The following is a 15,177-nucleotide window of genomic DNA, read 5'->3' as shown; positions in this document are numbered from 1 at the left end:
TTGGTAGACAGCATCAAGCTTTCACCTTTTTTGGTTGGCAAAAGACCAACCTTAACGATTATTCTCACAACGCAGCTGGAGGCCACAAGCCGCTCATCTGTAGTTTTACTACTCGTATATACATTCGAAAGGCTGAAATGCCCGATGATTTGTAGTAAAACTACACGCCGCCGGAACCTACCTCTCGGCAATCCAAGAATTTATATCGTCTGCCCACAAGGCCAGTCGCAAACTCAGGCAACCGATTCTGGAAGCCTTTCCGCCCTGGAGCAAGCCATGCAAGACCTCGATCCCGTCGAAACCCAGGAATGGCTGGACGCCCTGGAATCGGTTCTCGACAAAGAAGGCGAAGACCGTGCTCATTATCTGATGACCCGTATGGGCGAACTCGCAACCCGCAGCGGTTCGCAATTGCCTTACGCCATCACCACGCCATACCGCAACACCATTCCCGTTACCCACGAAGCACGCATGCCTGGCGACCTGTTCATGGAACGCCGCATTCGCTCGTTGGTACGCTGGAACGCGATGGCCATGGTGATGCGTACGAACCTGAAAGATTCTGACCTGGGCGGTCACATCTCCAGCTTCGCCTCCAGCGCCACCCTGTACGACATCGGCTTCAACTATTTCTTCCAGGCCCCGACCGACGAACACGGCGGCGACCTGATCTACTTCCAGGGCCACACCTCGCCAGGCGTTTATGCCCGCGCGTTCATGGAAGGCCGCATCACCGAAGACCAGATGAACAACTTCCGCCAGGAAGTGGACGGCCAGGGCCTCTCGTCCTATCCGCACCCTTGGCTGATGCCTGATTTCTGGCAGTTCCCGACCGTATCCATGGGTCTGGGCCCGATCCAGGCGATCTACCAGGCTCGCTTCATGAAGTACCTGGAAGCCCGTGGTTTCATCCCGGAAGGCAAGCAGAAAGTCTGGTGCTTCCTGGGCGACGGCGAGTGCGACGAGCCGGAATCCCTGGGCGCGATCTCGCTGGCTGGCCGCGAGAAGCTCGACAACCTGATCTTCGTCATCAACTGCAACCTGCAGCGCCTCGACGGCCCGGTTCGCGGCAACGGCAAGATCATCCAGGAACTCGAAGGCGTGTTCCGTGGCGCTCAGTGGAACGTGACCAAAGTCATCTGGGGCCGTTTCTGGGACCCACTGCTGGCCAAAGACGTCGACGGTATCCTGCAACGTCGCATGGACGAAGTCATCGACGGCGAGTACCAGAACTACAAAGCCAAAGACGGCGCGTTCGTGCGTGAACACTTCTTCAACTCGCCAGAACTCAAGGCGATGGTTGCTGATCTGTCCGACGACGAGATCTGGAAACTCAACCGTGGCGGCCACGACCCGTACAAGGTCTACGCGGCGTACCACGAAGCGGTCAACCACAAAGAACAACCGACCGTCATCCTGGCCAAGACCATCAAGGGTTATGGCACCGGTGCCGGCGAAGCGAAAAACACCGCGCACAACACCAAGAAAGTCGATGTCGACAGCCTGAAGTTGTTCCGCGACCGCTTCGACATCCCGGTCAAAGACGAAGAGCTGGAAAACCTGCCGTTCTTCAAACCGGAACCGAACAGCGCCGAAGCCCGCTACCTGAGCGAGCGTCGCACTGCACTGGGCGGTTTCGTGCCACAGCGCCGCGCGCAGAGCTTCAGCGTACCGACTCCGTCGCTGGACACCCTCAAGGCCATCCTTGACGGTTCGGGCGACCGTGAAATCTCCACCACCATGGCCTTCGTGCGGATCCTCGCGCAGCTGGTCAAGGACAAGGAAATCGGCCCGCGCATCGTTCCGATCATCCCGGACGAAGCCCGTACCTTCGGTATGGAAGGCATGTTCCGTCAGTTGGGCATCTACTCCTCCGTCGGCCAGCTCTACGAGCCAGTCGATAAAGACCAGGTGATGTTCTACAAGGAAGACAAGAAGGGCCAGATCCTCGAAGAAGGCATCAACGAAGCGGGCGCCATGAGCTCCTTCATCGCTGCCGGTACTTCGTACTCCAGCCACAACCAGCCGATGCTGCCGTTCTACATCTTCTACTCGATGTTCGGCTTCCAGCGTATCGGCGACCTGGCCTGGGCTGCCGGCGACAGCCGTACTCGTGGCTTCCTGATCGGCGGCACCGCCGGCCGGACCACGCTGAACGGCGAAGGCCTGCAACACGAAGACGGTCACAGCCACATCCTGGCTGCCACCATCCCGAACTGCCGCACCTTTGATCCAACCTACGGCTACGAGCTGGCGGTGATCATTCAGGACGGCATGAAGAAGATGACCGAAGAGCAGCAGGACGTTTTCTACTACATCACCGTGATGAACGAGTCCTACCAGCAGCCAGCCATGCCGGCCGGTGTGGAAGAAGGCATCATCAAGGGCATGTACCTGCTCGAAGAAGACACCCGCGAAGCGGCGCACCACGTTCAGCTGATGGGCTCCGGCACCATCCTGCGTGAAGTACGTGAAGCGGCGAAGATCCTGCGTGAGCAGTTCAACGTGGGCGCTGACGTCTGGAGCGTTACCAGCTTCAACGAACTGCGTCGCGATGGCCTGGCCGTCGAGCGCACCAACCGTCTGCACCCTGGCCAGAAGCCTAAACTGAGCTACGTCGAAGAGTGCCTGAACGGCCGTAAAGGTCCGGTCATCGCGTCTACCGACTACATGAAGCTGTTCGCTGAGCAAATTCGTCAGTGGGTCCCGTCCAAGGAATTCAAAGTCCTGGGCACCGACGGTTTCGGCCGCAGTGACAGCCGCAAGAAGCTGCGTCACTTCTTCGAAGTCGATCGTCATTTCGTGGTGTTGGCAGCCCTGGAAGCATTGGCTGACCGTGGCGACATCGAACCTAAAGTGGTGGCTGAAGCCATCGCCAAGTTCGGTATCAACCCGGAAAAACGCAACCCACTGGACTGCTGAGGAGAGATTCTGTGAGCGAACTCATTCGCGTACCTGACATCGGCAGCGGTGAAGGTGAAGTAATTGAACTGTTTGTAAAGGTCGGCGACCGTATCGAAGCCGACCAGAGCATCCTGACGCTGGAATCGGACAAGGCGAGCATGGAAGTGCCTGCGCCGAAGGCCGGTATCATCAAGAGCCTGAAAGTGAAGCTGGGCGATCGTCTGAAAGAAGGCGACGAATTGCTGGAGCTGGAAGTCGAAGGTGCCGCTACGGCGGCCCCTGCGGCTGCCGCTGCGCCAGCTGCAAAAGCTGAAGAGAAACCGGCCGCTGCTCCTGCCGCTGCTCCAGCGCCAGCAGCCGCGCCTGCTACCGCTTCGGCTCAGCAAGTGCACGTGCCGGACATCGGTTCGGCGGGCAAGGCCCAGATCATCGAGATCCAGGTCAAGGTCGGCGACACCGTCGAGGCTGATCAGTCGCTGATCACCCTGGAATCCGACAAGGCCAGCATGGAAATCCCATCGCCTGCCGCTGGCGTAGTCAAGAGCATCAGCGTCAAGCTCAACGACGAAGTCGGCACCGGCGACCTGATCCTGGAACTGGAACTGGAAGTGGCGGGTGCTGCGGCCCCTGCCGCTGCCGCGCCAGCACAGGCTGCTGCTCCTGCGGCCGCTGCTCCGGCGCCTGCCGCTGCCGCCCCGGCTGCACCGGTTGCCGACAGTGTTCAGGACATTCACGTCCCTGACATCGGTTCGTCGGGCAAGGCCAAGATCATCGAAGTGCTGGTCAAGGCAGGCGATACCGTCACCGCCGACCAGTCGCTGATCACCCTGGAATCCGACAAGGCCAGCATGGAAATTCCATCGCCTGCCGCTGGCGTGGTGGAAAGCGTTTCCATCAAGCTGGATGACGAAGTCGGTACTGGCGACCTGATCCTGAAGCTGAAAGTCAAAGGCGCTGCGCCTGCTGCTGCCCCGGCTCCAGCATCGGCTCCAGCCGCAGCCGCTGCCGCACCGAGCGCGCCTGCGCCAGCCGCCGCTGCTCCTGCTGCTCCAGCACCTGCGGCGGCTCCGGCCAAACCGGGCGCCAAGGTGCACGCAGGTCCTGCGGTACGCCAACTGGCACGCGAATTCGGCGTCGAGCTGAGCGCGGTCAGCCCAAGCGGCCCGCACGGTCGCGTGCTGAAAGAAGACGTGCAGGTTTACGTCAAAGCCATGATGCAGAAGGCCAAGGAAGCACCGGCCGCTGCTGCAGGCGCAACCGGTGGCGCGGGCATCCCGCCGATTCCGGTCGTGGACTTCAGTCGCTTCGGTGAAACCGAAGAAGTGCCGATGACTCGCCTGATGCAGATCGGCGCGTCGAGCCTGCACCGCAGCTGGCTGAACATTCCACACGTGACTCAGTTCGACTCGGCTGATATCACCGAGCTGGAAGCGTTCCGTATCGCTCAGAAAGCCGTTGCAGAGAAGGCCGGCGTCAAGCTGACCATCCTGCCGCTGCTGCTCAAATCCTGCGCGCACCTGCTCAAGGAACTGCCGGACTTCAACAGTTCGCTGGCACCAAGCGGCAAGGCGATCATCCGCAAGAAGTACGTGAACATCGGCTTCGCCGTCGACACCCCTGAAGGCCTGCTGGTACCGGTCATCAAGAACGTCGACCAGAAGAGCCTGCTGCAACTGGCAGCCGAAGCCGCTGCGCTGGCCGCCAAAGCCCGCGACAAGAAGCTCACCGCTGACGACATGCAAGGCGCCTGCTTCACCATTTCCAGCCTCGGCCACATTGGCGGCACCGGCTTCACGCCGATCGTCAACGCGCCGGAAGTGGCGATCCTCGGTGTATCCAAGGCAACCATCCAGCCAGTCTGGGACGGCAAAGCCTTCCAGCCGAAACTGATGCTGCCACTGTCGCTGTCCTACGATCACCGAGTGATCAACGGCGCCGCTGCTGCACGCTTCACCCAGCGTCTGAGCAGCCTGCTGGCGGACATCCGCACCATCTTGCTGTAACACCGGCCGGCCCTCCTTCACCGGAGGGCCGTTCGCGTTTCACGTTTTCCGAGCGCCACGCTCGTACCTCAACCCCGCCAATTTGGCGGGGCTTTTTTTGCCTGGAAGAAAGTCTCTTTCCTACGTCCGTGGCTGAGTTCACCCACAACTCGAATCCACTTCAGCACGATATTTTTTTCCGCTCAGCCACTAGGCTTAGTTACACAAACAACTGACGCAAAGTTAGGAAAACTTACTTCATTAGTGAGTACCCCTTCGAATGGATTCGAATATGTTTAAACCTACAGTCGGCCCGATTATTGGCCACACTACAGCTCATCACGCACGTATCTTTTTACGTGGCGAATTACAGAAAGATGCTTTGGTATTTGGTGGAATTCGATATCGACGCCATGGCGACACCCCTTGGTCCAAAGGAATTTTCATTCAACTGACAAACGCGCGCGACATGTGCGACGTCTTTGCCCTCAACGACCTCACCGCCGATACCGAGTACGAATACCAGGCAGGCTGGTTCAGCCCCATGAGCCCGGTGCACACCGTGGAGACAATTCAGGAACTGCCGCTGCAATGGCCCCGGGATGTCTACCGTTTCAGCACCCAGTCCAACAATCCCGTTGCGCCACGGGCGTACATCGTCGGCTCGTGCCGTTACCTGCGGATGACGGTCGGTGCGCCTTCATTCCCGCATCGGGGCGACCGGATCTTTGCCTCCATCACGAACCTGGCGCAGCGTGCCGAAACGCCCATCAGCGCCCTGTTGATGACCGGCGACCAGGTTTATATCGATGATTTGAACATCATCGCCCCTGATCGGGAGTACAAGGAAATACTTAACAAGTACCGCATGGCGTTCTCCCAGCCGCACATTGCAAAGTTGATGTCCGGCACGCCGACTTACATGATCCTCGACGACCATGAAATCGAAGACAACTGGCCCGCCAATAAAAACAAAAACGACGACCATCTCTATAACAATGCCATTGCCGCCTATGAGTTATATCAAGCCAGCCACAGCCCGGCCCATAAGTTGCTTGAAGATGGAAACATCCATCGCCCCCTGGAGCGCTACTGGTATCAATTCACCCACGGTGATATCGAATGGTTTGTCACCGACAGCCGAACCCGGCGCAATCTGTCGGCCAGCGACCGGCGCATTCTCGACGAAGAACAGGAACAGGCCCTGTGCAACTGGCTGATCCACAGCCCGGCCCGGATCAAATTCGTGGTCACCAGCGTGATGTTCTACCCCGATCGCAAACGCCTGGGCGATGACGCCTGGCAAGCCTTTCCGGAACAACGCCTGCGGTTGCTGGAGACTATTCGTACACGTCGCATCAAAAACGTCTTCTTCGTGTCCGGGGATGTACACGGCTCCCTGACCAGTCGATTGACCCACAGCGAAGACCCGGACTTCGAGGTACACACCATCGTCTCCTCGCCGCTGTGCAACAGCAAACTGCTGCCCTACGCCAAGGCCTCCACCTTCATCCTCGATCAGCCTTTGGTGCGGACTGTCGCCGGAGATTTTCGGCATGAGCTGACCAGCCAGGTCATCAGCCAGGACAATTTCGCGCATCTGATTGTGGAAACAGAACAGATCCGCGTCCGTTATCACGACCGGGATGGCAAATTTTTGCAGTTGACGAGCATTACGTTGCGGTGATGCCGAAAACATCGCCAGCAAGCCGGCTCCTGCAGGATTGACGCGATCCTCTGCAGGAGCCAGCTTGCTGGCGATCAGCAACGCTTTTTCCAGCCAAATACGTTAGTTTTCAGCCATTACTGAAGAAATGTTCACGTCGGCCGACATATTCTTATAGCACTTGGCCTTCATGTCTCTTGTCAGTCGGTGTCGCAATGATGCAACCTTGCCGCAGGCAACAGTAAAGAGGGCGAGAGCCCGGCGCGATCAGAACATTCGAAGCGAGTTTCCCTCCATGAAAAGCCAACCCGATGCCGCCAGCCGTATGGTGGCCGAGGTAGTGACGCAGTTGCCCGTGCCCTCGCGGCTCGGCATGCTGCGTTTCGAACGGCTGAATGAACCCAGCTGGGCACTGCTGTTTCTCGATCCCAATTGCGAGCGACAGTTCGGCCTGCCGGCGGTGGAGCTCTGTGCGCTGGTCGGTTCGCCCTACGCCAGCCTGATGGAGCCCGAAGCGCGCTATCAGCTGCATGACGCGATCCAGCAACAGCTCACCGAAAGCCCGCATTACCTGATCCGCTACACCTTGCACACAGCCGCAGGCACCTTGAGCCTGCTGGAACTGGGCGAAGCCTACAAACAACATAATCGACACTTGCTGCGCGGCTACCTGCTGGTCGTCGATGGCATGTTCGACGGCGAGCCGCTGCTTCCGGCACTGGACCTCGAAACCCAGAACTCGCGCCTGCAGATCGCCCTGGAACTCAATCAGCGAGCCCAACAGGAACAGCTGTTGCACCTGGACCGTGTGCGCGCCCAGCAAGACCTGATCCTGCTGCTGACCCGTCAGCGCTACAGCTCCGGCAATTCCCTGCAAGAAGCCGCCGAACTGATCACCCGCAGCGCCTGTGACATCTACCAAATCGACTGCGCCAGCCTGTGGAACCTCAACGGCTCGATGCTGGTGCCGATCTCGGCCTATCACCGCGCCCCTCAGGAATACGTAATCCCGGAGCCGATCGACGTCAGCGGCTTCCCCGATTACATGGACGCACTGCATGGCAGCCGGGCAATCGATGCCCACAATGCGATTCGTGATCCACGCACCCGGGAAATGGCCGAAAGCCTGCGCGCTCGCGATGTGAACGCGATGCTCGATGCCAGCATTCGCGTCGATGGCCAGGTGGTCGGCGTGCTCTGCCTCGAACAGATCGGGGCAACCCGCGCCTGGCAGTCCGACGAAATCGCCTTCGCCGGCGAGTTGGCCGACCAATTCGCCCAGGTCATCAACAACCACAATCGCCGCACCGCCACCAGCGCCCTGCACCTGTTTCAGCGTGCGGTCGAGCAAAGCGCCAACGCCTTTTTGCTGGTCAATTGCGACGGCGTGGTGGAATACGTCAACCCGAGCTTCACCGCGATCACCCAGTACACCACTGAAGAAGTCCACGGCCAGCGACTGTCGGAACTGCCGGCCCTGGAAAACCTCAGCGAACTGCTGTTCGACGCGCCCTCGGCGCTGGTCAAGAGCAACAGTTGGCAGGGCGAATTCAAGAGCCGGCGCAAAAACCTCGAACCCTACTGGGGCCAGTTGTCGATTTCCAAGGTATATGGCGACAACCGCGAGCTGACGCATTACATCGGCATCTACGAAGACATCACCCAGACCAAGCTCGCCCAGCAACGCATCGAGCGCCTGGCCTATACCGACAACCTGACCAACCTCGGCAACCGACCGGCGTTTATCCGCAACCTCGATGAACGCTTCGCCCGAGACAGCGATACCCCCATCAGCCTGCTGCTGGTGGACATCGACAACTTCAAGCGGATCAACGACAGCCTCGGCCACCAGACCGGCGACAAACTGCTGATCAGCCTGGCCCGACGCCTGCGCAACAGCCTGATCCCGAGCGGCAGCCTGGCGCGTTTCGCCAGTAACGAATTTGCCGTACTGCTGGACAACACCGACCTCGCGATGGGCCAGCAAGTCGCCAATCAACTACTGGCGACCCTCGACAAACCGATGTTCGTCGATAACCAGTTGATCAGCGTCACCGGCTCCGTGGGCCTGGCTTGCGCGCCGCTGCACGGGCGCGATCCACAAACCCTGATGCGTAACGCCGGCCTCGCGCTGCACAAGGCCAAGGCCAACGGCAAGCATCAGGTCCAGGTGTTCACCGAAGCGCTGAACGCCGAGGCCAGTTACAAACTGTTCGTCGAGAACAACCTGCGCCGCGCCCTGACGCAAAACGAACTGGACGTGTTCTACCAGCCCAAGCTCTGCCTGCGCAGCGGCCGCTTGCTGGGCATGGAAGCGCTGCTGCGCTGGAACCATCCGGAAAAAGGCATGATCCGCCCGGACCAGTTCATCAGCGTCGCCGAAGAAACCGGGTTGATCATTCCAATCGGCAAATGGATCGCCCGCCAGGCCTGTCGCATGAGCAAAGACCTGACCGCCGCTGGCCTGGGTAATCTGCAAGTGGCGATCAACCTGTCACCCAAGCAGTTCTCCGACCCGGACCTGGTGTCGTCGATCGCCAATATCCTCAAGGAAGAAGCGCTGCCGCCGAGCCTGCTGGAGCTGGAACTGACCGAAGGCCTGCTGCTGGAAGCCACCGAAGACACCCACTTGCAGCTCGACCAGCTCAAGCGCTTGGGCCTGACCCTGGCCATGGACGACTTCGGCACCGGTTACTCGTCGCTCAGTTACTTGAAAAAATTCCCCATCGACATCATTAAGATCGATCGAAGCTTCATTCACGAAATCCCGGACAACCAGGACGACATGGAAATCACCTCTGCGGTGATCGCCATGGCCCACAACCTGAAACTCAAGGTCGTGGCTGAAGGCATCGAGACGGCCGAGCAGTTGGCTTTCCTGCGCCGCCACCGCTGCGACGTCGGCCAGGGTTACCTGTTCGACCGACCGATCCCGGGCACCGAGCTGATCGAAAAGCTCAAGCGCTACCCGCGTGGCCCAATCGCCTGACAGCGAGGCTGCACTCGGGCAAACTGCGTGTCTGACAATTCAACCTGACTGAGAGGACTGATTATGGTTCTGCGCTCGGAAATCCTGGTGAACAAAAACGTGCTCCCGACTAAAGAACAAGCTCTGCCTGGCCGTGAAACGCCTATGAACCTGCCGGAAAAACACTTCGTCCACGACGCCCCGTTGCTGGGCCCCTTCGCCATGGACGTGGATTTCGCGATCTTCGGCCTGGGCTGCTTCTGGGGCGCGGAACGCAAGTTCTGGCAGCGCGAAGGTGTGGTCAGCACGGTGGTGGGTTACGCCGGCGGCTTCACGCCAAACCCGACGTATGAAGAAGTCTGCTCGGGCCTGACCGGCCACAGCGAAGTCGTGCTCGTGGTCTACGAGCCGGCAAAAGTCAGCTACGAAGCGCTGCTGAAGATGTTCTGGGAATTGCACAACCCGACTCAGGGCATGCGTCAGGGCAATGACATCGGCACGCAGTATCGTTCAGTGATCTACGCCACCAACCCGACCCAACTGGACGCGGCCCAAGCCAGCAAGAAAGTGTTCCAGGCTGAGCTGACCAAGGCCGGCAAAGGCACCATCACCACCGAAATCGAAGAAGCGCCGACGGTCTACTTCGCCGAGGCGTATCACCAGCAGTACCTCGCGAAAAACCCTGAAGGGTATTGCGGGATTGGCGGCACAGGCGTGACCTGCCCGATCTGATTCAGGCCCTGAAAGCATCGCGGGCAAGCCCGCTCCCACAGGATCTATGTCGATCACAAAATTGTGGTCAAACACAAAACCTGTGGGAGCGGGCTTGTCCGCGAAGGCGCCCGATCAGACGCCATCAAAACATCTGATCAGCCATCAACTCTCGGCGATCAACCAATCCATCTGCCACCCGCCCTGGGTCTGGCCAAGCTTCTTGGACAACCACGGCAGCAACTCACGCAATTCCTCTTCCAGCCCCCACGGCGGATTGGCAATCGCCAACCCGGAACCGTTCAGGCTATTCGGCGTATCCAGCGGATGCACCAGCAACTCCACCCGCAACAACTTCGGCGCGCCCGTGCCGGCCAGGTCCTGATAAAAACGCCGCAACATGCGCTGGTCCTTCACCGGGTACCAGATCGCCGCCACGGTTTGGCGCATCCGGCCAATCGCCTCTTTCAGCGACGCCGCACAACGCTGCATCTCATCGAGCTGCTCAAACGGCGGGTCGATCAACATCACCGCGCGCTTCTCCTGCACCGGCAACATCGCACGCGGCACATGCCAGCCTTCGCCCAGGTGAACCTTCACCCGACGGTCGCCGGCCATGTTGTCCTTGAGCAACACGCCGTCTTCGGGGTGCTTCTCGTTGAGCATCAGCCGATCCTGCGGCCGCGTCAGCCGCCGCGCCAGCTCCGGCGAACCCGGGTAGTAGCGCAACTGGCCATCCGGGTTCATGTCGTGCAGCACCTTCATGTAATCGGCGGTCAACGCCGGCAGGTCCGGCTGATCCCACAACCGCGCAATGCCTTCCAGGTACTCACCGGTACGGCTCGCCTGATCACCCTGCAGGTCATACAGACCAATGCCGGCGTGAGTGTCGAGATAGGCAAACGGCTGCTCCTTGCGCGACATCAGGGCGATGAGGCGGGTCAAGGTCAGGTGTTTGAACACATCGGCGTGATTGCCGGCATGGAAGGCGTGACGATAATTCATGATTGCTCCTGCGAAGGCCGGGAAGTTTACCTTGTACCGAGGCGAACGTCAGGGCTTCGCGGCCGAGCGGGCAGTGATCGTTCCCACGCGGCGCATGGAAACGACCATTCAGCGGCGCTACGCCGAAGGCCGAGCCTTCAACCGCCGCCCCAACACATCCAGCACATCACACCCGTCCCGCAACGGAATGGCGCAGAGCAAGGCAAAATCACTGAGGATGAACGACTGACATTCGATCGAGCCGCGCATCGACAGGTTTTCCATGACTTGGGTGACGGCGCGGATTCGATAGCTGGCCGCGTCGTATAAAACGTCAAGTGGTGCGAGGGTATCGACGAACAAGGTGGGCATGTCGTCGCAGTTGCTGGTTAGCGCCATGAAGCGGTTTTCGGGGGGTGGGGTTGGTTTTTCGTAGGGTGGGTCGGGGTGAAGATTTGTCATTTTTAAACCTCTGGTAAGAAGGGAAGCTACCATCGGCCTTCCTACAGGCTTGGGTGGCAGCTATACGCGGGGTAGGAATATCGAGACCAGAGAACTCGACCACGCCGAAGCATGCCCGCGCACAGCCGCCGCAACTGATCTTACGGACGCTCGTTGCCGGCCGCAAATACAGGTGTCGACGCCAAAGCGTCCTCTCTAGTCTTGAAGGGTTCCTACACCCTGCCACTGAATTTTCAGTGACCACCAGAGACTATCGATGGAGCGCATTTCAAACCAGTTCATGGAAACCGATACGAGTTGAAGGAAACATCCGAAGAGCTTGCCCAGAAATTTCGCTCAAAAAAAGCAAACGTGGCGAAAGGCTTCACTGAAGCTTGGCTTGATTTCTCCGCCTGTTGAATCCACCACCTATAGCTGCCGCTCAGCAACGACAGAATTCGGCCCAGAGCGTGTAAAAACGCCTCCCACTCTCATACCGCCAACTCAGACGGAACAAAATACCAAGCTATCAAGATCGATCTCGGCGTAGCTCCCCAAATCGCCCTTGTAGAGACAGATCTTGGACACTCCTAGCTCGGATTGTAAGAACTCAACAAGCTTTCTTAGGTTACCGTTTTTAGACATCATAGTCGGATGTACTACCGTTGCCTGTCCGGGTTCATCATCGTAAATTCTGACCAGAAACACATCCTCTTCGTTCTGTATGCCGTAGTTATAACCACGGTACTCATATCCAACATCGTGGTCGACACCATCAAAGCGAGTAGATTTCACTATCTTCAAAGTAGCAGTCCGTTAAATATCACTCATAAAATGGGGTGGATTTACTTATTTGATTCATAAAGAGGACGAATTTATTTATCACTCAAGAATTCCTGCAAACAGTGACAAACCATAAAAAGATGGACAAGAATACATCCGACCGTTTGTTACTACCCCCTTTGTTACAGCCAACGACAGTTAGTTAACGGTTATCCAAGTAGCCTGGTCTTCAACACTGGCTTTATGAAGGTCGTCTTTCCACTCGACGGCTGCTAACCGAAGAATATCTTCAAAAAATATCCTGGTATTTTCCATCTCATCCCACCCACAGGGAAACGAGGAATAAGCCTCTGGGTCATATCTCAGCAGTGATTTGAAATCGTAGCGTTCGTCCTGAAGGGCTTTCTCCAAGCACTTATAAAGTAAAAAACGTTGTCGATATGTACAATTCCCGACCAGGCAATACTTGAGAATTAACTCTTCCCTGTCCGCAGCATCATTCGGATTAAAACGCTCTAACTCCTCTCCAAGCGTTTCTTCTTGGTCATAAATATCGAAAAAACCTAAAAAATATGAAGGAGTCGGAATGTATGGCTGCCCTGTACCTGTATCAATAAACATAATTCTTCTCACTTAATCGGATATAAAGTAAACGGAACTCCGGAACCGTCAAATTTCATCTCAAAGCCATCTAATTCAATACGCCTCGGATTGTCCTTGGATCTAGCATTTGGTACGTAGCCTTCCCCCGCGCCCGGAAGTCTCATCCTGACTATATCCTTTTGATTACCGTCTTTTCCGGTAAATCGAGTCAACCCGCGTTCCGTTCTGGTTGTAGCAAGAGTGTAAGCTTCAAGCATCAACTCCCAGTTGTTAAATCGGGAGCTCGGAACCCCACGTTGGTGCCGAGGTCTTCTACCAGTTATCGGATCCGTACCATCAATAGCACGCTGCTTCCACTTAGCATCTGGTACCGCTGGACTATGTTTTCCAACCATATGCATGCCTTGACTGTCGTTTAATCTTTTAACTTCTTTCTCGGCAAGCTCCGCAGCACTTAGCTTGGGCTTCGGCAGCGCCGGCTCCCCGTCATCCACCCTAGCGCCAGTCGTATCATCCGGCGCCTTACACCCAGGCTTATCCGACTGCGGGCAATTCCCGCTCAACCCCAACGGATCAACCCACCCCGTCGGGTTCAGCGCGTATCGATACTGATTCAGCCCACCCGCCAGCTTCACCGGATCCGGCGTCAGGTACCGTCCTACCTCCGGATCATAGTACCGATGCCGGTTGTAATGCAGGCCGCTCTCGTTGTCGAAGTATTGGCCTTGGAATCGAAGCGGTTGGTCGAGTTGCTCCCCCCCGCCAAACGCCAGATGCGTAACTTTACCGTAGGCGTTGTACTTCGCCGACCAGACGATCTCGCCGCCGTAATCCGTCAGTTCCTGCGGCGTGCCGAGGTGGTCGAGTTGGTAGTAGAACGGGCAGGCCTTGCGTGGGCCTTTGCCGTCGAGCATGGCGAGAGGGCGGAAGGTGCCGGGTTCGTAGACGTAGCTGCGGTAATGCTCGCGGCTGCTTTCGGCGACGAGGTTGTCGCCCTGCCAGAAGAATTCGGTGGTGTGGCCGTCGACGGTTTTGGCGATGCGGCGGCCGAAGGCGTCGTAGCGATAGCTCGTGCGGCGGCCGTCCGGGGTGGTGACGCCGACCAAGCGGTGCTGGCAGTCGTAGCGGTATTCGGTGACGCGTTTTTGCCCGGTGCCGCGGCGTTCGCGGATGAGGTTGCCGAAGGCGTCGTAGTCGTAATGCCGGTCGCCTTGCATGAGCAGGCGATTACCTTTTACGGTCGCCACACCGGGGCGGTCCTGCATCAGCAAGTTGCCCGCCGGGTCGTGGGCGAAGCTTTCCGGCGGGTCGTTGCGGGTGTGGCGCACGCGGGTCAGGCGGTTGAGCGGGTCGTAGTAATAGCTGCGCTGACCGTGGCGGCTGTCGGCGACAGTGGCCAGATTGCCGTTGACCGCGTAGGTGTAGTGGCGCAGGTACAACGGCCGGGTTTGCTGGTTGATCGCGTGGGCTTGCAACCGGCCTTGGTCGTCGTAGTGATACTGGCTGGTGAGCTGGCCTTGCTGGCGTTGCTGCTCGCGACCCAACGTGAATTGGTGGGTGGTGAGCGGTGCGCCGTTGAGGTCGATGGCGCTCAGCGCGCCGCCCTTGGCGTGGTGATAATCGAGTTTACTGCCGTCCGGCAGGCGCATCCGCTTGAGCTGGCCGCAGGTGTCGTAGCCATAACGCAGGGTGCCCCAGCCCTGATGCTCGGTGATCAGGCGATCCTGGCGGTCGTACTCGAATTCCAGTGGGTGGTCATGGCCATCGTCGACGCTGATCAGTCGGCCGAGGCTGTCGTAGACGTACTCGACCTTGATCCCGTCGGGCAGGGTTTTGACCAGCAAACGGCCGGCGGTATCGCGCTCGTATTGCGTGACGAGTTGCGAGCCGTCCGCGCCGAATTCGGTTTTCTCCAGCAGATTTCCGTTGAGGTCGTAGGCGTACGCCGTGCGCTGGCCGTCGAAGCCGGTTTCCTGTCGGATTAGTCCGCTGGACGTGTAGTCCAGCTGATATTTTTCGCCGGATTCGTTTTCAATTTCCGTGAGCAACAACTGCGCGTTGTCGTAGCGATAGTTGAGCTGCGAACCGTCGGGATTGATCCGGCGGGCGACCACATGCAAATCATCGACGTATTC

Annotated in this window: 9 protein-coding genes; 5 read left to right on the top strand and 4 right to left on the bottom strand. The window is 58.3% G+C overall.

Features of this window, described 5'->3' with window-relative positions; all coding sequences use genetic code 11:
- The first annotated feature begins 276 nt into the window (after positions 1-276).
- The 5 genes from aceE to msrA all read left to right on the top strand — a co-directional run bounded on the left by aceE (position 277) and on the right by msrA (position 10,252).
- Complete coding sequence (gene aceE, locus Q7W83_RS02290; protein ID WP_150632354.1) at positions 277-2,922, top strand: pyruvate dehydrogenase (acetyl-transferring), homodimeric type; 2,646 nt, start codon at positions 277-279, stop codon at positions 2,920-2,922.
- A gap of 11 nt (positions 2,923-2,933) precedes the next feature.
- Positions 2,934-4,907, top strand: a complete 1,974-nt coding sequence (aceF, locus tag Q7W83_RS02285) for a dihydrolipoyllysine-residue acetyltransferase (RefSeq protein WP_473655624.1) — start codon at positions 2,934-2,936, stop codon at positions 4,905-4,907.
- Positions 4,908-5,178: 271 nt separating this feature from the next.
- On the top strand, positions 5,179-6,573 hold the full coding sequence (locus tag Q7W83_RS02280) for an alkaline phosphatase D family protein (protein ID WP_473655623.1): 1,395 nt from the start codon (positions 5,179-5,181) through the stop codon (positions 6,571-6,573).
- A 274-nt stretch (positions 6,574-6,847) separates the two neighbouring features.
- The gene (locus Q7W83_RS02275) at positions 6,848-9,541 is read left to right on the top strand and encodes a putative bifunctional diguanylate cyclase/phosphodiesterase (RefSeq protein ID WP_150634744.1); all 2,694 of its coding nucleotides are present in this window, start codon (positions 6,848-6,850) and stop codon (positions 9,539-9,541) included.
- A 63-nt stretch (positions 9,542-9,604) separates the two neighbouring features.
- Complete coding sequence (gene msrA, locus Q7W83_RS02270) at positions 9,605-10,252, top strand: peptide-methionine (S)-S-oxide reductase MsrA (protein ID WP_150635982.1); 648 nt, start codon at positions 9,605-9,607, stop codon at positions 10,250-10,252.
- Positions 10,253-10,396: 144 nt separating this feature from the next.
- On the opposite strand, the gene Q7W83_RS02265 is transcribed toward msrA, so the two are convergent.
- The 4 genes from Q7W83_RS02265 to Q7W83_RS02250 form a co-directional block, all read right to left on the bottom strand.
- Positions 10,397-11,236 (bottom strand): 23S rRNA (adenine(2030)-N(6))-methyltransferase RlmJ, encoded by an 840-nt coding sequence (locus Q7W83_RS02265; protein WP_150634746.1) that lies wholly within the window; start codon positions 11,234-11,236, stop codon positions 10,397-10,399.
- Positions 11,237-11,353: 117 nt separating this feature from the next.
- A complete protein-coding gene (locus tag Q7W83_RS02260; protein WP_473655622.1) occupies positions 11,354-11,677 on the bottom strand; it encodes a hypothetical protein in 324 nt (107 codons plus the stop codon).
- A 960-nt stretch (positions 11,678-12,637) separates the two neighbouring features.
- A complete protein-coding gene (locus Q7W83_RS02255; RefSeq protein WP_150634750.1) occupies positions 12,638-13,060 on the bottom strand; it encodes a hypothetical protein in 423 nt (140 codons plus the stop codon).
- 8 nt (positions 13,061-13,068) lie between these two features.
- Positions 13,069-15,177 (bottom strand): RHS repeat-associated core domain-containing protein (locus Q7W83_RS02250; protein ID WP_473655621.1); only part of this gene is annotated, 2,109 nt, incomplete at its 5' end.

This window comes from Pseudomonas sp. 300, from assembly GCF_055803035.1.
Note: the sequence above shows the minus strand (reverse complement) of the source record. Positions and strands in the feature narration are given on the sequence as shown.

What these genes read in the sequence shown, in the direction of transcription:
- msrA (WP_150635982.1), top strand. Translation starts at nt 9,605, where the DNA reads ATGGTTCTGCGCTCGGAAATCCTGGTGAACAAAAACGTGCTCCCGACT.
- Q7W83_RS02260 (WP_473655622.1), bottom strand. Translation starts at nt 11,677, where the DNA reads ATGACAAATCTTCACCCCGACCCACCCTACGAAAAACCAACCCCACCC.
- Q7W83_RS02280 (WP_473655623.1), top strand. Translation starts at nt 5,179, where the DNA reads ATGTTTAAACCTACAGTCGGCCCGATTATTGGCCACACTACAGCTCAT.
- aceE (WP_150632354.1), top strand. Translation starts at nt 277, where the DNA reads ATGCAAGACCTCGATCCCGTCGAAACCCAGGAATGGCTGGACGCCCTG.
- Q7W83_RS02255 (WP_150634750.1), bottom strand. Translation starts at nt 13,060, where the DNA reads ATGTTTATTGATACAGGTACAGGGCAGCCATACATTCCGACTCCTTCA.
- Q7W83_RS02265 (WP_150634746.1), bottom strand. Translation starts at nt 11,236, where the DNA reads ATGAATTATCGTCACGCCTTCCATGCCGGCAATCACGCCGATGTGTTC.
- Q7W83_RS02275 (WP_150634744.1), top strand. Translation starts at nt 6,848, where the DNA reads ATGAAAAGCCAACCCGATGCCGCCAGCCGTATGGTGGCCGAGGTAGTG.